The 20,718-nt window shown below is 69.6% G+C and carries 22 protein-coding genes and 2 pseudogenes; 14 read left to right on the top strand and 10 right to left on the bottom strand.

The window, feature by feature from the left end; all coding sequences use genetic code 11:
* Window positions 1-4: 4 nt before the first annotated feature.
* Entirely contained in the window at window positions 5-784 is a 780-nt protein-coding gene (locus tag JOL79_RS29950; RefSeq protein WP_210159267.1) for a helix-turn-helix domain-containing protein, read from the bottom strand.
* 119 nt (window positions 785-903) lie between these two features.
* Between JOL79_RS29950 and JOL79_RS29945 the strand changes: the two genes are divergently transcribed.
* Window positions 904-1,254, top strand: coding sequence for a nuclear transport factor 2 family protein (locus tag JOL79_RS29945; protein ID WP_230985722.1), 351 nt, complete (start codon window positions 904-906; stop codon window positions 1,252-1,254).
* Window positions 1,255-1,264: 10 nt separating this feature from the next.
* Here JOL79_RS29945 and JOL79_RS29940 read toward each other — a convergent pair whose 3' ends face one another.
* Complete coding sequence (locus tag JOL79_RS29940) at window positions 1,265-1,747, bottom strand: nuclear transport factor 2 family protein (protein ID WP_210159265.1); 483 nt, start codon at window positions 1,745-1,747, stop codon at window positions 1,265-1,267.
* 206 nt (window positions 1,748-1,953) lie between these two features.
* Between JOL79_RS29940 and sigJ the strand changes: the two genes are divergently transcribed.
* A complete protein-coding gene (gene sigJ / locus JOL79_RS29935) occupies window positions 1,954-2,889 on the top strand; it encodes an RNA polymerase sigma factor SigJ (protein ID WP_210159264.1) in 936 nt (311 codons plus the stop codon).
* A gap of 33 nt (window positions 2,890-2,922) precedes the next feature.
* On the opposite strand, the gene JOL79_RS29930 is transcribed toward sigJ, so the two are convergent.
* Window positions 2,923-3,585, bottom strand: coding sequence for a TetR/AcrR family transcriptional regulator (locus JOL79_RS29930; protein WP_210159263.1), 663 nt, complete (start codon window positions 3,583-3,585; stop codon window positions 2,923-2,925).
* Between the two features lie 111 nt (window positions 3,586-3,696).
* Here JOL79_RS29930 and JOL79_RS29925 point away from each other — a divergent pair, with 111 nt between their 5' ends.
* Window positions 3,697-4,707: an aldo/keto reductase gene (locus tag JOL79_RS29925; RefSeq protein WP_210159262.1), complete on the top strand. Its 1,011-nt coding sequence runs from the start codon at window positions 3,697-3,699 to the stop codon at window positions 4,705-4,707.
* A gap of 10 nt (window positions 4,708-4,717) precedes the next feature.
* Window positions 4,718-5,197: pseudogene (locus tag JOL79_RS29920) on the top strand (Tn3 family transposase); the annotation flags it as partial.
* A gap of 61 nt (window positions 5,198-5,258) precedes the next feature.
* On the opposite strand, the gene JOL79_RS29915 reads toward JOL79_RS29920, so the two are convergent.
* On the bottom strand, window positions 5,259-5,861 hold the full coding sequence (locus JOL79_RS29915; protein WP_210159260.1) for a TetR/AcrR family transcriptional regulator: 603 nt from the start codon (window positions 5,859-5,861) through the stop codon (window positions 5,259-5,261).
* A 121-nt stretch (window positions 5,862-5,982) separates the two neighbouring features.
* On the opposite strand from JOL79_RS29915, the gene JOL79_RS29910 reads away from it, so the two are divergent.
* From JOL79_RS29910 to JOL79_RS29880, 7 genes are all read left to right on the top strand, one after another.
* On the top strand, window positions 5,983-6,861 hold the full coding sequence (locus JOL79_RS29910; RefSeq protein ID WP_210159259.1) for a 4Fe-4S domain-containing protein: 879 nt from the start codon (window positions 5,983-5,985) through the stop codon (window positions 6,859-6,861).
* A gap of 81 nt (window positions 6,862-6,942) precedes the next feature.
* Window positions 6,943-7,533: a helix-turn-helix transcriptional regulator gene (locus tag JOL79_RS29905; protein WP_210159298.1), complete on the top strand. Its 591-nt coding sequence runs from the start codon at window positions 6,943-6,945 to the stop codon at window positions 7,531-7,533.
* Window positions 7,534-7,584: 51 nt separating this feature from the next.
* Window positions 7,585-8,412 carry an MOSC domain-containing protein gene (locus JOL79_RS29900; RefSeq protein WP_210159258.1) on the top strand — a complete coding sequence of 276 codons (828 nt, stop codon included), beginning with the start codon at window positions 7,585-7,587 and terminating at the stop codon, window positions 8,410-8,412.
* Window positions 8,413-8,481: 69 nt separating this feature from the next.
* On the top strand, window positions 8,482-9,054 hold the full coding sequence (locus JOL79_RS29895) for a hypothetical protein (RefSeq protein WP_210159257.1): 573 nt from the start codon (window positions 8,482-8,484) through the stop codon (window positions 9,052-9,054).
* Entirely contained in the window at window positions 9,051-9,395 is a 345-nt protein-coding gene (locus JOL79_RS29890; protein ID WP_210159256.1) for a helix-turn-helix domain-containing protein, read from the top strand. Before JOL79_RS29895 ends, JOL79_RS29890 begins: the two co-directional genes overlap by 4 nt.
* A gap of 413 nt (window positions 9,396-9,808) precedes the next feature.
* Window positions 9,809-10,270, top strand: a complete 462-nt coding sequence (locus JOL79_RS29885; RefSeq protein WP_210159255.1) for a hypothetical protein — start codon at window positions 9,809-9,811, stop codon at window positions 10,268-10,270.
* A gap of 80 nt (window positions 10,271-10,350) precedes the next feature.
* Window positions 10,351-10,743, top strand: a complete 393-nt coding sequence (locus tag JOL79_RS29880) for a VOC family protein (RefSeq protein WP_210159254.1) — start codon at window positions 10,351-10,353, stop codon at window positions 10,741-10,743.
* A gap of 67 nt (window positions 10,744-10,810) precedes the next feature.
* Here the strand turns inward: JOL79_RS29880 and JOL79_RS29875 are convergent, their stop codons facing one another.
* The gene (locus JOL79_RS29875) at window positions 10,811-11,506 is read right to left on the bottom strand and encodes a Pr6Pr family membrane protein (RefSeq protein WP_210159253.1); all 696 of its coding nucleotides are present in this window, start codon (window positions 11,504-11,506) and stop codon (window positions 10,811-10,813) included.
* A 264-nt stretch (window positions 11,507-11,770) separates the two neighbouring features.
* Between JOL79_RS29875 and JOL79_RS35685 the strand changes: the two genes are divergently transcribed.
* A complete protein-coding gene (locus JOL79_RS35685) occupies window positions 11,771-12,988 on the top strand; it encodes a helix-turn-helix transcriptional regulator (RefSeq protein WP_307848810.1) in 1,218 nt (405 codons plus the stop codon).
* Window positions 12,989-13,147: 159 nt separating this feature from the next.
* Here JOL79_RS35685 and JOL79_RS29865 read toward each other — a convergent pair.
* Window positions 13,148-14,272, bottom strand: a pseudogene (locus JOL79_RS29865) (ADP-ribosylglycohydrolase family protein); the annotation flags it as partial.
* Window positions 14,273-14,285: 13 nt separating this feature from the next.
* Window positions 14,286-14,534 (bottom strand): hypothetical protein, encoded by a 249-nt coding sequence (locus JOL79_RS34665; RefSeq protein ID WP_230985739.1) that lies wholly within the window; start codon window positions 14,532-14,534, stop codon window positions 14,286-14,288.
* 72 nt (window positions 14,535-14,606) lie between these two features.
* Here JOL79_RS34665 and JOL79_RS29860 point away from each other — a divergent pair, with 72 nt between their 5' ends.
* On the top strand, window positions 14,607-15,257 hold the full coding sequence (locus JOL79_RS29860; protein ID WP_210159251.1) for a TetR/AcrR family transcriptional regulator C-terminal domain-containing protein: 651 nt from the start codon (window positions 14,607-14,609) through the stop codon (window positions 15,255-15,257).
* Window positions 15,258-15,314: 57 nt separating this feature from the next.
* Here the strand turns inward: JOL79_RS29860 and JOL79_RS29855 are convergent, their stop codons facing one another.
* Window positions 15,315-15,605, bottom strand: coding sequence for a hypothetical protein (locus JOL79_RS29855; protein WP_210159250.1), 291 nt, complete (start codon window positions 15,603-15,605; stop codon window positions 15,315-15,317).
* Window positions 15,606-15,871: 266 nt separating this feature from the next.
* On the opposite strand from JOL79_RS29855, the gene JOL79_RS29850 reads away from it, so the two are divergent.
* On the top strand, window positions 15,872-19,012 hold the full coding sequence (locus JOL79_RS29850) for an AfsR/SARP family transcriptional regulator (protein WP_307848809.1): 3,141 nt from the start codon (window positions 15,872-15,874) through the stop codon (window positions 19,010-19,012).
* Here the strand turns inward: JOL79_RS29850 and JOL79_RS29845 are convergent.
* On the bottom strand, window positions 18,996-19,745 hold the full coding sequence (locus JOL79_RS29845; protein ID WP_210159249.1) for an ABC transporter permease: 750 nt from the start codon (window positions 19,743-19,745) through the stop codon (window positions 18,996-18,998). The genes JOL79_RS29850 and JOL79_RS29845 overlap by 17 nt on opposite strands.
* The gene (locus tag JOL79_RS29840) at window positions 19,742-20,686 is read right to left on the bottom strand and encodes an ATP-binding cassette domain-containing protein (protein ID WP_210159248.1); all 945 of its coding nucleotides are present in this window, start codon (window positions 20,684-20,686) and stop codon (window positions 19,742-19,744) included. The genes JOL79_RS29845 and JOL79_RS29840 overlap by 4 nt, the downstream gene beginning before the upstream one ends.
* Between the last annotated feature and the right edge of the window lie 32 nt (window positions 20,687-20,718).

Below are 20,718 nucleotides of genomic sequence, written 5' to 3'. Positions count from 1 at the left end.
TGGTCTACCGCTGATCGAACCGGCGTCGGGTCTCCTCGTCGGCCGGCAGGAACGTCTCCAGATGCAGGCCTTCCAGGGTGGCATCGGTGGCGGTGCTGAGAGTGGCGGAAGTGCTGAAGAACCGGAGCGGAGCGCCGTCCACATCGATCTCGAGGGTGGTCACCGGTCCGGTGTGGGAGGCGGCGGCATCGGATGTGCCGAGGTACCCGGCGATCTCCGCGGCCAGCTCTCTGTGACGCCGGTCATGGGTTCGATCGGCACGGCTGTTCACCTGCCGCAGCAGATGGCTGCCCCACTCCGCGCGATTGCCGATCCGGCCGGCCAGCCCATCGGGGTGCAGACAGACCCGGACCACATTGATCGGCGGCTCCAGCAGCTCCGGAGCGCAACCGGCCAGCAGCTGATCAACGGCAGCGTTGGCGTCGACGATGTCCCAGTGCTCGTCCAGCAGTAGCGCCGGGTACGGCAGGTGGGCGTCGAGGAGCCGGCGCAGGCCGTCCATCACCACCGCGATCGATGTGTCGTCCAATTTACGATCTTGATAGCGCGGTGCGTAGCCGGCGGCCAGCAGGAGCCGGTTGCGATCCCGGAGCGGCACATCCAGGTTGTCGGAGAGACGCATGAGCATCTCCGGTGTCGGGTGCGCCTTGCCGGTCTCCACCCGGCTGAGGTGCCGGGTGGAGACCCGCGATCGGTTGGACAGCTCCTGCTGGCTGAAACGGCGCCGTTCACGCCAGGTCCGCAGTAGTGCACCGACCGGTGGGACTTCGGCTGCGACGCTCATGTCCGTGAGTCTAAGGGGGCGTGTCCGGAGGGCCATGACCTGTGAGGTCATGGATCCGGCGGTCGTCACGGGCCAGGATTCCGGATGTCAGCCGATCGAGACGAACGGGAGAGATGCACATGAAGGGCATCGTCCAGCAGTACCTGGCCACATGGAACGCGACCGGTGACGAGCGGGCGACGTTGATCTCCGAGCACTGGTCGCCCGAGGTGACCTACACCGATCCGCTGGCCGAGGTCTCCGGCCACGAGGGGATCGCGGCGGTCGTCGACGGCGCCCAGGCGCAGTTTCCGGGGTTTGTGTTCACCCAGGTCGGCGAGGCCGACGCCCACCATCGCCAGGTGCGGTTCCGCTGGGGGCTGGGTCCGGAGGGAGCCGAGCCGCTCGTGATCGGATTCGACGTCCTGGTGCTGGACGAGTCGGGCCGGATCCAGGACGTGCGCGGTTTCCTGGACAAGGTGCCGGCATAGGCGGCCCTGCCTACGCCGCGGGCTCGTTCCCGGCCGGCGCGGGGGCGGCCGCCCAGGTCACCTCGGCCGAGCCACGCAGCGGAGTGGTGTCGAAATACCTGACCTCGAAGACGCGTTCGGTGAACTTCCAGCCCTCCGGGGTGCGCCGATAGCGGTCGTGGAACAAGCCGTAGTTGAACACCGACCTGCCGTCGCGCAGGTGCCCGAGCTCGCAGACGTAGGCGCGGCCGGACGCGGTGTCGCCGTCAAGCTGGATCACACCCGGGTGCGTGGTCTGCACGAAGTACTCCCACGCTTCCGCGAGATGCTCGGTCCCGGCGCGGATCCCCTCCCTGCCGACGTGCTCGATGCCGGCGTCGGGGATCCGGTACACGGCGTCGTGGGTGAACAGCGACGCGAAGCGGTCCAAGTCACGCATCATCGCCGCGTCGGTGAACTCGCCGCGCAGCGCCTCGATCTCGCTACGGTCGGCGATTGCCTGAAAGTCGCTCATCGTTTCCTCCTGGTCGCATCCAGGCCGGTGGGGCCGCAGCCGGTCATCGTTCCGCTGAGCCTCCTGCCCTTCCGGATGGCGGGTTCTTCTCACCGGTATGACGACGCAGTGCCCTGGATTGTGAAGCGACGCGCCCGCCTCACAATCCGGGGCGCCGAATTGTCTGCTTGATGAGCGAAGTCGCGACCGAGGGAGCCGTTCGCACCATGACCACCCCATTCGAATCGGAGGCCGGAAGGCCCGATCACGACCTGTCCGCGGTCACAGGCGAACGGCGTCGGCTGATCAATGTCGCCTACCGCCTCCTCGGCTCCCTGGCCGACGCCGAGGACGTCGTTCAAGAGACCTACGCCCGCTGGTACGCCCTGCCCGAGCGGCAAAGGGAGGAGATCGAGTCCCCTGGCGCCTGGCTGACCAGGGTCGCCGGCCGGATCTGCCTGGACCTGCTCGGCTCGGCACGGGCACGGCGGGAGCGGTACGTGGGCCAGTGGATCCCCGAGCCGTTGCCCGAGCCCACGGAGTGGGTCGGCCGCCGGCCGGACGATGCCACGGCCGACCCGGCCGACCGGATCACCCTCGACGAGTCGGTCGGCATGGCCTTCCTGGTCGTGCTCGAATCGATGACCCCGGCCGAGCGCGTCGCGTTCATCCTGCACGACGTCTTCCGCTATCCCTTCGCCGAGGTGGCCGAGATCGTCGGCCGTACCCCGGAGTCATGCCGCAAGCTGGCCTCCTCGGCCCGCCGCCGCATCGACGCCTCCCAGACCCCAGCGACCCCGAACAGCCGCAAGGCCGACATCGTCAGGGAGTTCAAGCAGGCGTGGGAGGCCAAGGACATCCGCGCCCTCGTCGCCCTTCTCGACCCCGACGCCACGTCGATCGCCGACGGCGGGGGCCTCGTCGGCGCCCTGCTCCACCCCCTCGAAGGCGGCGAGCAGATCGCACATGCCTGGTTCGACATCCTCGGCCAGGCACCGGGCCTGACATTCCTGGAGCACACGGTCAACGGTCAGCCCGGCCTGGTGGCCCAGCAGGACGGCGTCACCATCACGGTGTACGCCTTCGACATCGCGGACGATCGGATCAAGCGCATCTGGGCGGTCCGGAATCCCGAGAAACTCCGTGCCTGGACCACAGGCTGACGCGCGACTCCGTATAGGCGGCTTCGTTGGGGGTCACCGCTCCGGAGGCCGGCGCTGGCCGGTGGGGACGTGGCCGTACAGGATCGAGGTCCAGGCATTGGTGAGGACGTCGACAAGGACCTGCTCGTCGTCGAAGGGCGGCACCCCGGCCGCGGCGAGATAGTAGAGCCGCTCTCCCAGCCAGGTCAGCGAGGCGGCCACGGCGCGCACGTCCACGTCGCCGAGCCGCCGCATCGCGTCCGGGTCGGACCGGATACGGGCCGCGGCGGCCTCGGTGAACAGGTCCATCTGTCCGAGCCACAGGGCCCGCAGGCCCTCGTCAGAGCCCCAGCTCTCCACGATCGCCATCAGGACGCCCGCGTTGGCGCGCCACAGCCGGGCGCCGTCGCTCACGCCGGACCGGAGCGCCGCGGCCGGGTCCTGCCGCCCGTCGATCCAGGGCTCCGCCGCCTGCTGCCCCTGCGACACGGCCTGGCGTACCAGCTCGCCGAGCACGGCCTGTTTGCTGGGGAAATAGAAGTAGAAGCTGGCCCGGGAGACCTCGGCGGCGGCCAGGATGTCGGCCACGCTCAGGCCGTCGAAGCGGCGTTCGCGCAGCAGCTCACGCGTCGCCGACAGGATGCGCTCCCGCAGCTCCGCGGAGGCCGGCGCCGCGCCGGATCGGCGGGCGGAACCGGCGGTGCGCTTGGAAGCCATGCGCCCCAGCATATGACAGCCTGTACGGTCACAGCGTCTAGACGACATGTCCATACACCATGTATGGTTCACCGTCATGACACAGACAGCGATCCACCGGGTGGTCACGGCATGAGGTACCGCACACTGGGCGCGAGCGGCCTGCGGGTCTCCGAGCTGATCCTGGGCGCCATGACCTTCGGCGAACAGGGCGGCGTCGGCGCGCCGCTGCCGGAGTGCCGTCGCATTCTCGACCTGTACGCCGAGGCAGGCGGCAACATGATCGACACCGCGATCAACTACCGTGACGGGGCCAGCGAGCAGATACTCGGCGAGCTGCTGGAAGGCCGACGCGAGTCATTCGTGCTCAGCACGAAGTACACCGTCTCACGCGACCGCGCCGACCCCAACGCGGCCGGAAACCACCGCAAGAACCTGCGGGCGTCGCTGGAGACCAGCCTGCGCCGGCTGCGCACCGACTATGTGGACGTCTACTGGGTCCATATGTGGGATCGTGACACGCCGATCGAGGAGACGATGCGCGCGCTTGACGACGCGGTCCGGGCCGGCAAGGTGCTGTATGTGGGGATCTCCGACGCCCCCGCCTGGATCGTGTCCCGCGCCAACACGCTGGCGCAGTGGCACGGATGGAGCCCGTTCATCGGCCTCCAGGTGCCCTACAGCCTCCTCCAGCGCGACATCGAGCGCGAGCTGCTGCCGATGGCCGAGTCACTCGGGCTGGGCGTCACCGCGTGGAGCCCGCTGGCCGGAGGGGTGCTGTCCGGTAAGTACACCCGTCCCGGCGGCCCCGCGACCGACGGCCGGCTGACCGCCGAGTCGCTTTCGGCCCGTGACCACGCCGTCGCCCGGGTGGTGCAGGACGTCGCCGACGACCTCGGCGCCACGCCCTCGCAGGTCGCTATCGCCTGGACGGCGAGCCGTTCCCGCGCGATCCACCCCATCATCGGGGCGCGCCGCGTCGAACAGCTCCGCGACAACCTCGCCGCCGCCGACCTCACCCTGCCGCCCGAAAGCGTCGCCCGCCTGGAGCAGGCCACCGGCTTCACGCTCGGATTCCCGGGCGACTTCATCGCCCAGACGTCCCCGTGGGTCTTCGGCGCGGCACTCGCCGACCCATCCTGAACGATCTTTTTTCGCCTCGCGCTTTCGCGGCCTGAACGACCAACGGTTCTGGCGGGCCGACCTTTCCGATGGCCAAGCGCCGGCCGCCGGGTACGGGCCGCTGGACACGGTCGCCTGCAACAAGGTCAACCTCAAGATGATCGCCACAGATTGACCGGACATGCTCCGGGTCGCCGGATCGCTCATCACCAACCAGGTCCGCGCCTACGACCTGCTACGGATGTTCGGTCGCGAGGGCCACCCCACCCCGCTCGGCGCCGCGTCCGCCGAGTACGGCCGCATCGACAAGACCATGCACCTGCTCGCCCTGGTCGACCCAGTCGACGACACCTATCGGCGGCTGATGAACCGGCAGCTCACCGTGCAGGAGTCCTGCCACCGAATGGCCCGCGCGATCCGCCGCGGCCGAGGCCAGATCCGCCAGGCGTCCCGCGAGGGCCAGGAGGACCAGCTCGCCGCCCTCGGCCTGGTCCTCAACGCCGTCGTGCTCTCGGCCTCTTCGGACGTGGGGCGCCTATCGCTCTGATCTGTTGGTTGGCTGAGTTCGCGGCTCATACCTGGCGGTGTTCCGGGGTGGGCGTATGGATGCCGTTTTCGAGCGTACGGATGACAGCGGAGACGATGCCGTGCCTCGCCAGCCCGCAGGCGTCGGCGTCTTGGTACCCGGTGTACACCAGCGACCAGAGCACACGTTGGATCCAGGCGGGAGTGACATCCGGGTCGAAGGCGCCTTCGGCTTGCCCGCGCTTGATGAGAGCGATCACCGGGTCATCGAGAGGCGCGGGTGTGCCTGCTGCGCCGCGGCCTTCCAGAACGCGCGGATCGCCGAACAGGAATACCAGCCGGTCGCCGACCGCCACCATCGCGGTGACCAGCCTGCGCATCGCCTCGATGGGGGAGCCCTGGTCGATGGCCGCGCCGGCCACCGACTCATCGATCGCCGCAATGGAGTCCTCGATGGCTGCGCTGATGAGCCCGGTGCGGTCGGAGAAGTAGCGGTGCAGCGTCGTCCGGCCGACGCCGGCGGCGTCTGCGATATCCGCCAGCGTGGCGTGATAGTCGCGGCCGAGCACGGAGGCGGCTGCACTGAGGATGGCGCGGCGTGTACGACTGCGCGTTCGTGCTCCCGCGGCCTCGGGCCCAGGCTCCTTCATGCCAGTCACTGTACTACCGGGTCCCGATGGTGGACATTGCTGATCATTAATGGAACATCAATGTTCCATTTGGTGTTACGCTGATCCCCCTGGTGACCCTTGGCTCAGAGGAGGAACGACGATGGCTCGCGGAGACCGGCGCCACCCTGAGAGCGCGGCCGGAGACTGGTTCGTCGACGACCGCTGTATCGGCTGCGGGGGTTCGGTCTCGCTCGCGCCGACGCTGTTCGGGCTGGCAACCGACGGCAAGCACTTCGTCATGACCCGCCAGCCAACCACCGAAGACGAGGTTCTGCAGGCACAGCTCGCCGCCGAGGTGTGCCCGTCCCGGTCGATCGGCACCGAATCCGGCGTGACGTGGCGGCGACACCACCCCCTGGAGATCGCACCCGCCACTTGGCGGACGGGCTCGAACTCGCCCAAGGCCGCAGGCGGCAATGCCTTCCTCGTGCAGCGCGCCGCGGGCAACCTCCTCGTCGACGCGCCGCGCTTCACCCCGTCGCTACGTGCCTGGATGGAGTCGCTCGGTGGCATCGCGGCGATCTTGCTGACGCACCGCGACGACGTCGGCGACGCCGAGCGCTATGCCGATGCGTTCGGTGCTGAAGTGGCCATCCATGCTGCCGACGCTGACGCCGCCCCGTTCGCAGACCGGATTCTGACGAGTGCCGACACCTGCGAGGTCGCCGCCGGCGTGCTGGCGATCCCCACCCCGGGGCACACCGAGGGACACGTCATGTACTTGAGTGACGATGGCACCCTGTTCACCGGCGACTCGCTCGGCTGGGACCCCTACCGTCATGACCTCAGCGCAGAACCGTTCGTGTGCTGGTACTCCTGGCCCACCCAGGTCGACTCACTCCAGCGGCTCGACGGCTTCGGTTTCACACGGGTCGTTCCCACCCACGGCACGATGAGTCCGACGCTCGAACCGGGCGACATGCGCCGACGGCTGCAGGCGCTGGTCGCCCGCCTGCGGCGCGACCTGGCGGACGAGTAGCACACCTAACTCACACGGGTTCGCAGCAGTCTCCCGCCGGCTCGAAGTGCCCGCGCGGTAGGCGAACCCGAAGCAAGATCAATCCCAGCGGCACTTTCTGTACCGCTGCACGACGCCACGGGCGCCGCGGCCGCCGGCGCCGAGGGCGTCGAGGGCGTCGAGTACGTAGGTGAAGCGCTGCTTTCGGCGGCTTTCCTACGCGCGGCGGTCGACCTCCTCGGGAGCGAACTGCGGCGCCCGCCCCGTCCAGGTGCCGATGCCGTACTTCCCACGCTGCTCGATCTGCTCCTGCTGTACATCCTGCGGGCCTGGTTCAGCGAACGACGTTCTCACGACGACTCTCACACCGGCTGGGCCGCGGCCCTGCACGATCCGTTCATCGCGGCCGCTCTACGTGCCATCCACGCGGAAGCGGGCCGGCAGTGGACCGTCGAGGAACTGTACCTGGTCGGGCAGCCACCGCTGACGTACCTGACCTGGTGGCGGCTGACCACGGCGGCCCGGCTCCTGCGTACGTGCGACGCACCCGTCAATACGATCGCTCATCAGGTCGGCTACACCTCGCCATACGCCTTCACCCATGCTTTCAAACGCCAATACGGCACACCACCGGGCGCCTACCGACACCACGCGGCCACGGATGGCGTGGGTGATGGCCCCGCAATAACGTGACGCCGAATCTCACGGCTTCCGAGAAATGATTCTCGGACGTACGCTGGCGCAATGGAGCTGGCCGAGATCCGCAGATATCCGGTTAAGTCGGTTTCTGGGTGGATTGTTAATTCGGCGGTCGTTGAGCCGTGGGGGCTGGCGGGAGATCGCCGATGGGCCGTGGTGGACGAATCCGGCAACCTTCACTGGGCCGGGGAGAATCCACGGATGCTCTCCGTCGTGGCCACCCCCACGACAGAGGGCGGCCTCCTGCTTGAGGCCCCCGGAATGCCGCAGCTGAAGGTCCCCCCGGCCACCGGTGAGCACGTCCCCATCCACTTCGTGGAACTGGACACGGCGGTCCTCGCCCACCCGGAGGCCCACGCCTGGTTCACCCGCTTGTTGGGGAAACCCGCCTGTCTCGTCTGGCTCGACGACCCCCGCCGCTGCCGCGTCCCGGCCTCCCACGGCGGCCTCCCCGGCGATGTCGTCAGCCTGGCAGGGGACGCCCCCTTCATGCTCACCTCCCGTGCTTCCCTCCGCCGGCTCGACGACTGGATCGCCGAGGGCGCCCTTGAACGTCAGGAGGCGGTCCCCGCCTCCCTCGACATGGCCCGCTTCCGCCCCAATCTCATCGTGGACGGCTTCGCCCCCTACGTCGAGGACACCTGGCGCGAGATCCGCATCGGCAACCTCCGCTTCCGCATGTCCGAACTCTGCGACCGCTGCGCCGTGACCACCTACGACCCCTCCACACTCGAGAAGGGCAAGGAGCCCCTCCGCACCCTGGCCCGCCACCGGCGCTGGGACGGCAAGACCTGGTTCGGAGTCCGCTTCGTTCCTCGCGACTACGGCGAAATCCAGGTCGGCGACCCGGTGACCGTCCTCGCCACCGCCTGACCCGGCAGCACAGGTCTCCGAGGGCAGACCAGGATGACCGCCATCACCCAGGCCTCAGTGGCGATCCGCATGTTGCCCTTAGCCGCCGGGGCCACCGGTGCTGCCGCAGTGGCCGCCCTGCTCGCGCTCCGGCTGGCGGGTCACGACGGGGCCGCCGCGCTCGCGGTCACAGTGTGGAGTTCAGCCTGGATCCCACCGCTGGCACTCATGCAGCTGGCCGCCTCCGCGGCCATCCGGACCGGCGGTCGAGCACCGTGGACGCATCAGCCCCTCATCTTGGCGATCATCGCGGTGACGCTCGCGAACTCGCTGCTGTCGACGCCGAGCGACCCCTTCGCCGGCCTGCCGACCATCGCGCCGGAGTCCTGGCGGACAGTGCTCAAACCGCTCGGGGGCCTCGCCACGCTTCTTGGCGCGTCGGCCCTCCTACTCATCCCGATCACACTGTGGCGTGCCGCGCTCGGCTCCGCGGAATCTGCCCGCGCGAGGATCGGCGTCGCCGCGGCCGGGACGACCAGCGCTCCGCTCACCGTCTGCTTCTGCCTCATGCTGGCCATCGCCCGCGACCCCGGAGCCGTGGAGCCGTCGCTGGGCTCGGTCGCGTTCCTCGTCGCACTCGCCGGGTCCTTGTCGCGGTCATGACACTCGTCGTCGTCGGCGGCACCTGGGCCTGGACCGGACGGCTCGCCTGCGTCCTGACCCCCGAGGAGCAGCCGGCCCAGGACGAGGACGTTCCTGCGCCGCTCGGGGCGACACCGGTTCCGGGCCTGACACCCCGCGAGGCAGAGGTACTCGCCGTCCTCGCCGAGGGCGCGAGCAATGCCGGGATCGCGGCCCAACTGGTCGTCTCCGAGCGCACAGTCGACACCCACCTCCGCGCGATCTTCGTCATGCTCGACCTCAAGCCGGAGGCCGGGACGAACCGCCGCGTGCAGGCCGCGCGGATCTGGCTTGACAACTCCACGGCGAACCGGCGCCGCTGAGCGGGATAAATGTCAGATAGGTGCTAACACCGATGCGGTCCGCACGTCCCTCTGCCGACGATCAAAACAGCGCGAACAGCGCCGTCACCAATCGAAGGAAAGAGACGACAACCGTGACCGCAATCGAACTCACGGGGGCCGGATGCCGCCGTCCTCCCGGTCAGTCCCCGCATGTTCAACCACGCGGCGTGTCGCCCTTATCGGGCTCTTCGTCCTGCTGTTCACCTCGCTCGCCGCCCGCACCTACTTCGCGATGCGGGCCCCCTTCGACGGCACAGTCCGATACGACGACGTGCGAGCGCTCGGCGGCGCCTACTGGCCGATGAACCTGTACCTCGACGGCGCGGGATACGCGGTTTCCTGGGTCGCCGCGGCGATCTTTCTCGTGCTACTCGCCCACGGCAGGGGGCAGCGTGCTGAACCTCATCGGCGCTCTGCTGTCCGGCCTCGGCGGGATCCTCTTCGCGCTCACGATCACCGCGGAGGTGCTGCCGTTCGCCTACGCCGCCGATCCCGCGGTGCTGCCCGAAACCGAGGGACGGAAGCTTTTCGACCTGCTGAACGCACATCAAAGCTTGCTTGTCCCGGCGATCGTCGGCACCCAGATCGCCATCGCGGTCGGCGTGCTGGTCGCGCTCATCGGAACGCTGTTGTCGAGGACGATGCCGCGTTGGCTGTCGATCGTGGGCATCCTGTACATCATCGTGTTCGTCGGGCTGCCGGCTGAGATGCTCGGCCGTACACCATGGCTGCGCGGCGGGTCGAACCTTCATCGCATCGGGCCTACAGCAGGCGGCGGGGGCCCGACAGTCTGGAAGGCTTCCAAGAGGGCGCTGGGGCGGGCGCTGCCCAAGATGATCGATTCCGAGGGTTAGTGGTCGTAGCGATCCCGGACTTGCCGGAGGGGTGGCGCGGCCCCATAGGCTAAGCCCCCGTCCGCACTGTTGGGGGAGTCATGACCAGTAGGTTCACCGAGTTGGTTGTCGACTGCCACGATCCGGAGCGGCTCGCGGCCTTCTGGTGCGCGGTCCTGGACTTCAAGGTGATCGACCGGAGCGAGGGCAAGGTCGAGATCGGCTCCTGGGAGCCGACCGTCGAGGAGGTCCGGGCCCGTCAGATGCCGCCCACTCTGGTGTTCATCCGGGTGCCCGAGGGCAAGACCGTGAAGAACCGGCTCCACCTCGACGTCAGCCCGATCGACGGCGGTACCGACGAGGAGGTGGCCAGGCTGCTCGGCCTCGGCGCCGCCAAGGTGGACGTGGGGCAGGGCTCCGGCCGGAGCTGGGTGGTCATGGCCGATCCCGAGGGCAACGAGTTCGATGTCCTGCGCACGCTGGCACCGTCCTAGGGCCTGTACGGAGTTGAGATCACGCCGTTGTTCATTCAGCTCCGTCGGAACCGTTGACGCTGGTAGATCATCTCGTCGTGGCGCGTGGTGACTTCGCGTCCCAACGCTTCCCCACGGCGTCCGACCACTGTGCGCGGCTGGCGAGCACCGCGCCCAGACCGAGAATGCCGATCACGAGGTGGATCATCGCCACGAACGCCGCGACGCCGCCCCACCCACCGACCTGCGCGGGATCGAGGAAGAAGTACGGGTACCAGCGGTCGCTCGACTCGGCCGCGTAGGTGAGGGTCATGGCGGTCCAGATCACCGGGTGCGCGAGCCACAGTGCGACCGCCGTGACGGGCAATGGTTGGGCGGGTGGGGCGGCGATCCACCACACGACCATGAGGACCGGCATCGCTTGGTGGAGTACGAAGTCCGAAAAGCTCCACGGAGCGTCGGGCTCGGCGAGCAGGACGTTGGCGACGATCCCGGTGATGGCCATGTCCACGGCGGCGAGCCCGCGCAAGTATTCGGCAGCCCGGCCCGGATTCCGGCCACGCAGCAGCGCGACCCCGAACACCACGCAGGCGGACACGGCCAGCAGGTTCGACTGGCTCGTGAAATACAGGAGCAGCCGGCCCCGGCCGAGGAACGGGTTGGCATCGTCCCAGGCGAGCAGCGGGTCGATGACGACGAAGGTGACCGTCGCGACCAGCAGCAGGACGCCTGCGACGACGACGGGCAGGATTCGAACGGTCCGGGTTGGAGGAACAGCGACCACGGAAGACCTCTCAGATCGGGGGGTGTACAAGGGCAAGCTCGGGCTCCGCGGCCGTGGCCGCTATACGGGTCAGCCCTGAACGTTGCTGACCGGTGTCCGGGAAAGCCCTGAATCTGAGGCCTCTGCGGCCTGTCCAGCTACACTCGCTTGCAGCCACGCATGGAGAACTCCTCGGGGGTGCCGATGCTCAACGCGCGCATACCGCCTGAGAGCCCGGGGCGATGGCTGGCTGGTTTGTTGATCGCGGGGCTCGGACTGTGTTCGGTGGTCACCCTCACCGTCGCACGCGCCGGAGGCACTGGCGGCTACACCACTCATCCCATCTCGACGCTCGCCCTCGCGGGCGGCGCCGTGGGGATCGCGCTGCTGTCCCGAGGGATGGCGGACAGGGGTGACCGTACGGGCAGCGGCCGGCTCCTCGCCCTGGCCGTCGCCCTCCTGCTGTACCTCGTGCTCAGCGCGCTCGCCGTTGTCGCGGTCACCACCGGCTCCGGCGCGGCCTCTCTCCTCGTCGGGATCTGGGGAGCCTGGTGGCCCGTACCGCTTGCCGTGTTGCAGTTCTCAGCGCTGAGCGCCCGGCCGCACGCTCACCGGTGGTCGATCCTGTACGGCATCCTCGTCGCGAGTGCGGTCGGTGCCATGGCGCCGCTGCTGCGGTCCGCGCACCCGTTCGCCGGTCACCCCCCGGCGGCGCCGGACGATTGGCACATCAGTGCCGCCACCACCGCCGCCACCGTCCTCGTGAGCCTCGTCATGCTCACCACCGCACTGCTCCTCGCGTACGGCGCGGCTCGCGTCCCGGCAGCTGAACGCACGAGCGCCACCCTGGGCGCCGCCGCCGCGGCGCTCGCACCTCTGCTGATTGTCGTCTGCATGGGTACGGCCGTCGCCGACGATCCCGGCGACATCGCACCGACTGCCGGCAGCGTCGCGTACCTCGTCTCCATGGGCGCAGGTTGTCTCCTCGGCGCGGCGGCGCTCGTGGCGTCCACCGACGAGACGACGTCGTCCCCCAAGGCGCGCAGACTGCTTTCCGGCGTGCTCGGCGGGTACGCCGCCACTGGTGTGACGCTCGCCGTCACCTGGACCGGTGCTGCGCTCGGCCCCGCCGGGCCCTTGCTCTCGGGCCTCGCCGTAGCCGCCGTGACCGCCGTCATCGGCGTCGCATGGTGGTGGACGTCCTCGATGCTGACCCGGTTCGCCGTGCCGTCCTCTCCCGCGGACGTTCCAGCAGCGCCACCGAACACGCAGCCACCACCCGGGCTCGAACTGCTCAGCCCGCGTGAGCGCGAGGTTCTCGCCCTGGTCGCCGCGGGCGCCCGCGACGCGGCGATAGCCGAATGCCTGCACCTGTCACCCCGCACCGTCGAGACGCATCTACGACGGATCTTCACCAAGCTCGGACTCGAGAGCGACGACGGCCGCAACCGGCGTCTGCTGGCCGCCCGCGCCTGGCTGGAGGCCACGGGCACCGACGCATGACCCGAGCCGGTACCGGCGACTGTCCCTTCCATGGAAACAGGCCCGGTCGAGCGCGCTAGTCGGGCCGCTCCGGTTCACCCTTGCGGGTCGGCCGAAGCAGCCGGATGCCGTGCTCGGCCAGGTGGAGCTCGAACCGCCGCCCCTTTCCACGTGGGCGGGTCATCCACCGGGGTACTTCGTGAACCAGGCTGTGGAGTGCGCCATTGCGCAGCCGTCGGCCATCTGGGTGGCGAAGTCGTCGGCGAGCTCGGTGATGACAGCGCGGCCTTCGAGCTGGACGAGCCAGTCACCGGGCAGGACCAGATCGCCGTGGGCGGCGCCGAGGATGTTGCCGACCATGGCGCCGGTGGAGTCGCTGTCGCCTGAATGGTTGACCGCCAGCAGCAGAGCCCGCTGAAACCGGGAGATACCGCGGTAGGAGCCGAAGCCACCACCGCGGCTCGGAGCGGCGGGCAGCTCGGCAAGCGCGCAGTAGACCGCGATCGCCAGGGCCTCCTCCGCGACCCACGCTCCGCCGAGCCGTTCCACCTTTTCCGGGCTCGGATCGCCGTCGCCGGCCAGCGCGACCGCCGCACACAGCGCCTGGGTCGTTTCCTGGTGGGACGGATACTCCGCGAGCAGGTCGAGGGTGGCGGCGACGGCTTGGGGCAGGGGCGAACCCTGGACCAGGAACTGGATGAGCGCGGCGAACGCGCCCGCCGCGAGGTAGCCGGTGGGGTGGCCATGGGTGATCTGCGCGCACTCCGCGGCCATCTCGAAGGTCTGCCGCGCGTGAGCCCCACCCAGTCCGAACGGCGCGGACCTCATGACCGTGCCGCACCCTTTGGATCCTGGGTTGACCGGCCCCGGCCGGCCGAAGGACGCGGACCGGCCGAACTCGGTTCGCAGCCCTGACAGGCAGGCGTTGCCAGGAGCCCGGCGCGCATACAGCCATCGCTGCTCTCGCAGCCATCCGTCACGGAAGAAGTGCTCGTCATCGTCGCCGTCGCGTGGCGGGGGCGCTGAGTGCTCCTGGGTGTCCAGCCAGCGCAGGTAGGCGAAGCGCACCACGGACGGCACATGACAGATGCCCTTGCCGACGAACCGAACGTCGGCCCGCAGGAGGCCCTCCAGGGTGAACAGCGTCATTTGCGTGTCATCGGTGACCAGCCCGACCATCCCATCGCCGGCCACCAGGCCGGTGACCCCGTCCGGGCCGTACTGCGCTCGGATCGCACCGATTGAGGAGAACTCTATGGGCGCGCCCAGCGCGTCACCGAGCGCACCTCCCAGAACGCAGCCGCGGACGCGGCTGCCTTCATCCCGGCTCCTGACCGAACAAGCGGGCGATCCGCGTCTGCCACGCCGCCAGGACGCGAGGCGGACGGGCCGGTGAGTGGTTGAACCCGTGGTGGTGCGAACGGTGGTGCGTGAGCGAGCGCTGCCACCCATGACCGTGGCGGGTCTGGCCCTGGTGCCCGGCCGGCCGCTCGGTGTGCGCGGGAACCCCCGGAATGCGATGGGTCGCCGAGTGCAGCAGGTCGCGGAGCGAGTGCCGGTGTCTCATCGTTGCCTCCTCTGGCGCATAAGCCTCTATCACCGATAGAGAACTCTATCACTGATAGGGTGCGGAAGGGAGGTGCCGGAATTGGCTCTGGACAAGCAGCGGATCGTCACCGAGGCCGTCGCGCTGCTGGACGCCGAGGGTCTCGACGGCGTGACCACGCGCAAACTGGCCGCCCGGCTCGGCGTACAGTCGCCGACTCTTTACTGGCACATCCCTAACAAGGCGGCGCTGGTCACCGCGATCGCCGAGGCGATTCTGGAGCAGCAGTTCCCCGAGCCGTCGTCGCCCGCGCCGGAGGAGTGCTGGCAGGACTGGCTGATCGGCCTGGCCGAGCGGCTGCGCCGCGCGCTGCTGGCCCACCCGGACGGAGCCCGGATCATCTCGGCCTCGCAGCTGTCCCTCAAGATGGCCGCCATCTCCGAACTGGCGATGAGCACACTGGTCGGGCGGGGCATTCCCTTGCGGCGGGCTCGCCTGATCGTGTTGACGGTGTTGCGCTTCACCGTCGGCTACGTGCTGGAGGAGCAGGCCGGCCGCCCCGACGCGGACGCCCTCGACGGCTTCGACATGGCCGCGTACGCCGAGGCGTACCCCACGGTGATGGCCGGCGTGACAGAGTACTTCCAGCCTGGCCGCACCGTCGACGATCTGTTCCGCGATTGTCTGGACCAGATCATCCATGGTCCTGCGGCGCAGTCCGGCCCCACGTGCTCGCCGAGCTGAATGCCGGAGCGGGCGATCCGAGCATGACCGTCCCTTACTACCTTCATCGCATCGGGCCTATAGAAGGTGGCGGGGGCTGACAGCCTGAAAGGCGCCCACGAGCGCGCGGACGACACCACGCCGGTCGGTGCGCCGGCATGCGACGTGGAATATCACAGGGGCGGCGCCAGCCAGCCTCACCGCCCGCAAGCGAGAGTTCAGCAGGCGCGGTGCGTACTCCGCGATGCCGACCATCACGGCTGTGCCATCGCCGACTTGGCGAAGGACGGGTGTGATGTCATCGGCGTCGATCTCGATCAGGCGCGCCTCGCGGCGTGGCCGCACGTCCCCGAGCCAGAACTGCTTCATCCACTCGTCGTCGCCGGCTGCGGGGTTGTACAGGATCGGTTGCTCACTTGAGGGAGTGTCACGCCTCACCGCTGCGCGTAGAAATTCTCCTGATAGGCATCGATCCAGGAACGCCCGCATGTCCAAACAAGAGGAGTCCGTGATGAGAGGTCGCCTCACGATTGGAGGGCGCTCGCCGTTCCGCCACGACCGCCTGACCGGGCGTGCGGACCCGATCGCCGATCGCGGTGGCGCGGTCGTCGCCGCGGTTCGGCACAATTGCCGATGTGCGAGTCGGACTGCTCGGGCCGTTCGAGGTCCTGAACCATGACGGGACCCCGGTGGAGGTTGCCGGGATCCGGCTGCGCGCGCTGCTGGCCGCGCTCGCCCTGCAACCCGGCCGGATCGTCCCGCGTACGAGCCTGGTGGACTGGATCTGGGGGGAAGAGCCGCCGGCGGACGAGGCGAATGCCGTGCAGGCGTTGGTGTCCAGGCTGCGCAGGGCGTTGCCGCAGGGCGTGATCGAGGCGGATTCCGGCGGTTACCGGCTGGCCGTGGCTCCTGACGCCGTGGACGTGTGCCGGTTCGAGCAGCTGGTCGGCCAGGCCCGTGCGGCCGGCCTCGCGGCGCGGGCGGATCTGCTGCGCTCGGCCCTGGCGTTGTGGCGCGGCACGGCCATGGCGGACATCGCATTGCGGGGCAGCGACGCGTTCGACGCCGTGGTCGCGCGTCTGGAGGAGCTCCGCCTCGCCGCGCTCGGGGATCGGGTGGACGCGGACATCCGACTCGGCCGTGGCCCGGGGCTGGTCTCCGAGCTCACCGAACTGGTCGCCGCGCATCCGCTGCGGGAGGGGTTCGCCGCGGCCCTGATGCGGGCGCTCGCCGAGGCGGGGCGGGGCACCGAGGCGCTGACCGTGTACCAGCGGACGCGCGAGCGGCTCGCCGAGGAGTTGGGCGCCGATCCGTCGGCCGAGTTGTCCGCGCTGCACACCGCGGTGCTCCGGGGCGAGCTGGGCGAGCGGACGGAGAACGGCAGGACGAACCTGCGCGCCGAGCTGACGAGTTTCGTCGGCAAGGACGACGACATCTCCGCGGTCGCCGGTCTGGCCGTCAAGCACCGGCTGGTCACCTTGACGGGGGCGGGCGGCTCCGGCAAGACACGGCTGGCCACGGAGACCGCGCGGACGATGCTCGCGGAGCTGCCGGACGGCGCCTGGCTGGTCGAGCTGGCCTCGGTGCGGGCAGGCGGTGAGCTGGCGCAGGCCGCGCTCACCGCGATCGGCCTGCGCGACCAGGCACTGCTCGGCGGCGCGCGGGACGGGGAACCGATGGATCGTCTCATCGCCGCCGTCCGGGAGCGCGCGATCCTGCTGGTTCTGGACAACTGCGAGCACGTGATCGAGGCGGCCGCCGCTTTCGCGGACCGGCTGCTGGGGGAGTGCCGGAGGCTGCGGATCCTGGCCACCAGCAGGGAGCCGCTCGGCATCACCGGGGAGATGCTGTGGCAGGTCGAGCCGCTCAGGCTGCCCGCGAAGGGCGCCGACCTGTCCGAGGTCGGGTCGTCGCCCGCGGTGCGGCTGCTGCGGGAGCGCGCGGGCCTGGTGCGCCAGGACATCGGCTCCGACGCGCACACCCTGTCGGCCATGGCGCGGATCTGCCGGGCTCTCGACGGGATGCCGCTGGCGATCGAACTGGCCGCGGCACGGTTGCGCACCATGTCCGTCGATCAGCTGGCGCGCCGGCTCGACGACCGGTTCCGGCTGCTGACCGGCGGCAGCCGTACGGCGCTTGCCCGGCACAAGACGCTGCGCGCGGTCGTGGACTGGAGCTGGGATCTGCTGAGCGAGGCCGAACGCGGCGTGCTGCGGCGGCTCTCGGTGTTCGCCGGCGGGGCGAGCCTGGAAGCGGCCGAACGGGTGTGCGGGGAGACGTTCGCCGGGGAGCAGGTGCTCGACCTGCTGACCGCGCTGGTCGAGAAGTCGCTGCTGCTCGCCGACGGCGCGGACGCGCCGCGCTACCGGATGCTCGGCACCATCAGGGAGTACGCGGCGGACCGGCTCGCCGAGGCCGGGGAGAACGAGCCGGCGCGCCGGGCGCACCTCGCCTACTTCACCGAACTGGCCGAGACGGCCGACCCGCACCTGCGCCGGGCCGGGCAGCTGGAGTGGCTGTCCACGCTTGCGGCCGAACACGACAACATCAATGCGGCCCTGCGCCGGGCGATCGCCGAGGGTTGGGCCCGGGAGGCGATGCGGCTGGTCGCGGCCGCGGGCTGGTACTGGTATCTCAGCGGGCACCGGGCCGAGGGCACCGAGTTGAGCATCGCCGCGGCCTCGCTGCCCGATGAGGCGTCCGGCGAGGTGCCCGACGAGGTCCGGGCGATGGCGTACACCATCGTGACGATCTTCGTGACCTCCGGGCCCGGCCGCGATCAGCATCAGGCGCGGGAGTGGATCCAGGCGGCGCACCGATTCACCCCGCCCGGGTATCGCAACCCGCTGCTCGGGTTCGTCGCGCCGCTGGAGCGTATGCTGCGCGAGCCGGTGGATTTCCTGCCCGCGTTCGAGCCGCTCATCGCGGGCGACGATCCGTGGGTGCGCGCGCAGGCCAGGCTCACGCGGGGCCGGCTGCGGCTCACGCACGGCGGCGACGAGACCGACGTGGACGGCGACGCCGAGATCGCCCTCGCCGAGTTCCGCACGCTGGGTGACCGGTGGGGCACCTCGCTGGCGCTGACCTTCGTGGCCGATCGGCTCGCCATGCGCGGCGAGTTCGCACGCGCGTGTGAGCACTACGAAGAGGCGGTCGTGGCGCTGACAGAGGTGGGCGCGACCGAGGACGTGGTCGGTCTGCGCGCGCGGCAGGCTCAGCTCTACTGGCTGCTCGGCGATGAGCGGTCCAGCACGTCCGCCATGGCCGAGGCGCAGCGGTACGCGGGCGGAATCACCTGGCCCGGCACGCTCGCCGAGCTTGAGCTGTCGAAGGCGGAGCTGGCGCGCTGGCGCGGCGAGCCGGAAACGGCCCGCCGCCACCTGGCCACGCTGCTGGACAGCGCGGAACTGGCCGGCTTCACCCGCGCCAGGGCCATGGACCTCTACGGCTACCTCACCGAGGATCTCGACGAGGCCCGCGCGTATCGGAGCGAGGCGCTCCGCGCGGTGACGGAACACGGGTATCCACCGGCGATCGCCGGAGTGCTGATCGGAATCGCGGATCTCGCGCTACGCCAGGGGGAGTACGAGCAGGCGGCGCGACTGCTCGCAGCCGGCGACGGCGTGCGCGGCACACCGGACCGTTCGCAGCCGGACGCTTCCAGCATCGCGGCGGAAACGCGGAATCGCCTCGGTGAAACCCTGTTCACCGAGGCGACCCGTGACGGCCGGAAGCGCGACTGGCGCGAGCTGGCCGAGATCACGCTCGCTTCGTGAACGAGGCCCGCGCCCACAGATAACCGACCAGCGTGAGCCCGACACACCAGGCGATCGCCGTGATGGCCGAGCCCGCCGACGGCGCGCCGGTCAGCAGCCCGCGCAGGGTTTCGATGATCGAGGTGAACGGCTGGTACTCCGCGAACTGCCGCGCACCCGGCCCCATTGTGCCGGCCGGCACGAACGCGCTGCTCAGAAAGGGAAGGAGCATCAGCGGAACAGCGGCGAGGCCCGCGCTTTCCGGCGTCTTCGCCGCGAGACCGAACGCGACGGTCAGCCAGCCGATCGCCAGGACCGTCAGCACCACGATGCCGATCACGCCGAGCCACTCCAGGAAACTCGCCGCCGGCCGGAATCCCATGAGGAACGCGACCCCGGTGACGATCGCGATGGCCACCAGGCTCCGCAGCATCGTCGCGATCACATGCGCGTTCAGCACCGCGGCCCGGGACACGTCCATGACGCGGAGCCGATTGATGAATCCGGTCGTCATATCGGAGTTCACCGCGATCGCGGTGGCGCCGACGCCATAGCAGATCGTCGTGAGCATCAACCCCGGCGTCGCGTAGTCGGCGTAGTCGACGCCCACGCTGAACGCGCCGCCGAACACGTAGACCATCAGGAACATCAGGAAGACCGGCATGATGACGCCGTTGAACAGCGCCACCGGATTACGCATCGTGTGCCGGAAGTTGCGCCGCAGCATGGTCGCGGAATCTGCGATGACGTTCATCGTGCGTCGATCTCCTTGTTGCCGTGGCCGGTGAGGGCGAGGAAGACGTCATCCAGGTCCGGTGTGTGCACCGACAGTTCCTCGACGTCGACGGAATGCTCGTCGAGCCGGGCCAGCAGCGCACGCAACGACCTCACCCCGCCGTCGCCGGGCACCCGCAGCGTCAGGTTGTCGTCGTCCCTCGTGGCTTCGGGCAGGATCCGCCCCGCCACGTCGAGCTCGTACCGGTCGGCGAACCGCAGCCGGATGTGACTGCCGGGCACCCGGCGCTTGAGTTCCGCCGGGGTGCCCTCGGCGACCAGCCGGCCCTGATCGAGTACGGCGACACGGTCGGCGAGCTGGTCGGCCTCCTCCAGATACTGTGTGGTGAGGAAGATCGTCCTGCCGTCCGCGACCAGTTCGCGGATGATCTCCCACATGGTGCGGCGGCTGCGCGGATCAAGCCCCGTCGTGGGCTCGTCCAGAAAAATGATCTGCGGCTCGCCCGCCAGCGTCATGGCGAGGTCCAGCTTGCGGCGCATGCCGCCGGAGTAGGAGGCCGCCGGTTCGCGCGCGGCTTCGACCAGGTCGAACCGGTCGAGCAACCGGGCGGCGACTCGTCTGCCCTCCGCCTTGGGCAGATGGAGCAGATCCGCCATCATCAGCAGGTTCTCCTCGCCGGTGAGCAGGTCGTCCACCGAGGCGAACTGCCCGGTGACCCCGATCGCCGCGCGCACCGCCCTGGTCTCCGTGGCCACGTCGTGCCCGGCGACGACGGCTTTTCCGGCGTCAGGGGTCAGCAGCGTGGTCAGCACGTTCACCGTCGTGGTCTTTCCGGCGCCGTTGGGCCCGAGCAGGGCGAAGATCGTGCCGGTCCGGACATCCAGGTCGACGCCGTCGAGCACGACCTTGTCCTTGTATGCCTTCCGCAACCCCGAGGCCGCGATCGCTGAGCCGTTCATGACGTTCACGATCGCGGACCGCTCTGATACCG

This window comes from Microbispora oryzae (assembly GCF_017896165.1).
Taxonomy (GTDB): Bacteria; Actinomycetota; Actinomycetes; order Streptosporangiales; family Streptosporangiaceae; genus Microbispora; species Microbispora oryzae.
Note: the sequence above shows the minus strand (reverse complement) of the source record. Positions and strands in the feature narration are given on the sequence as shown.

Coding starts and splice junctions, on each gene's coding strand:
- JOL79_RS29910 (WP_210159259.1), top strand. CDS start 5,983: ATGGCTCGCGGAGACCGGCGCCACCCTGAGAGCGCGGCCGGAGACTGG.
- JOL79_RS29925 (WP_210159262.1), top strand. CDS start 3,697: ATGAGGTACCGCACACTGGGCGCGAGCGGCCTGCGGGTCTCCGAGCTG.
- JOL79_RS29930 (WP_210159263.1), bottom strand. CDS start 3,585: ATGGCTTCCAAGCGCACCGCCGGTTCCGCCCGCCGATCCGGCGCGGCG.
- JOL79_RS29840 (WP_210159248.1), bottom strand. CDS start 20,686: ATGAACGGCTCAGCGATCGCGGCCTCGGGGTTGCGGAAGGCATACAAG.
- JOL79_RS29945 (WP_230985722.1), top strand. CDS start 904: ATGAAGGGCATCGTCCAGCAGTACCTGGCCACATGGAACGCGACCGGT.
- JOL79_RS29845 (WP_210159249.1), bottom strand. CDS start 19,745: ATGAACGTCATCGCAGATTCCGCGACCATGCTGCGGCGCAACTTCCGG.
- JOL79_RS29895 (WP_210159257.1), top strand. CDS start 8,482: ATGTTGCCCTTAGCCGCCGGGGCCACCGGTGCTGCCGCAGTGGCCGCC.
- JOL79_RS29950 (WP_210159267.1), bottom strand. CDS start 784: ATGAGCGTCGCAGCCGAAGTCCCACCGGTCGGTGCACTACTGCGGACC.
- JOL79_RS29855 (WP_210159250.1), bottom strand. CDS start 15,605: ATGAAGCAGTTCTGGCTCGGGGACGTGCGGCCACGCCGCGAGGCGCGC.
- JOL79_RS29900 (WP_210159258.1), top strand. CDS start 7,585: ATGGAGCTGGCCGAGATCCGCAGATATCCGGTTAAGTCGGTTTCTGGG.
- JOL79_RS29890 (WP_210159256.1), top strand. CDS start 9,051: ATGACACTCGTCGTCGTCGGCGGCACCTGGGCCTGGACCGGACGGCTC.
- JOL79_RS29880 (WP_210159254.1), top strand. CDS start 10,351: ATGACCAGTAGGTTCACCGAGTTGGTTGTCGACTGCCACGATCCGGAG.
- JOL79_RS34665 (WP_230985739.1), bottom strand. CDS start 14,534: ATGAGACACCGGCACTCGCTCCGCGACCTGCTGCACTCGGCGACCCAT.
- sigJ (WP_210159264.1), top strand. CDS start 1,954: ATGACCACCCCATTCGAATCGGAGGCCGGAAGGCCCGATCACGACCTG.
- JOL79_RS29915 (WP_210159260.1), bottom strand. CDS start 5,861: ATGAAGGAGCCTGGGCCCGAGGCCGCGGGAGCACGAACGCGCAGTCGT.
- JOL79_RS29940 (WP_210159265.1), bottom strand. CDS start 1,747: ATGAGCGACTTTCAGGCAATCGCCGACCGTAGCGAGATCGAGGCGCTG.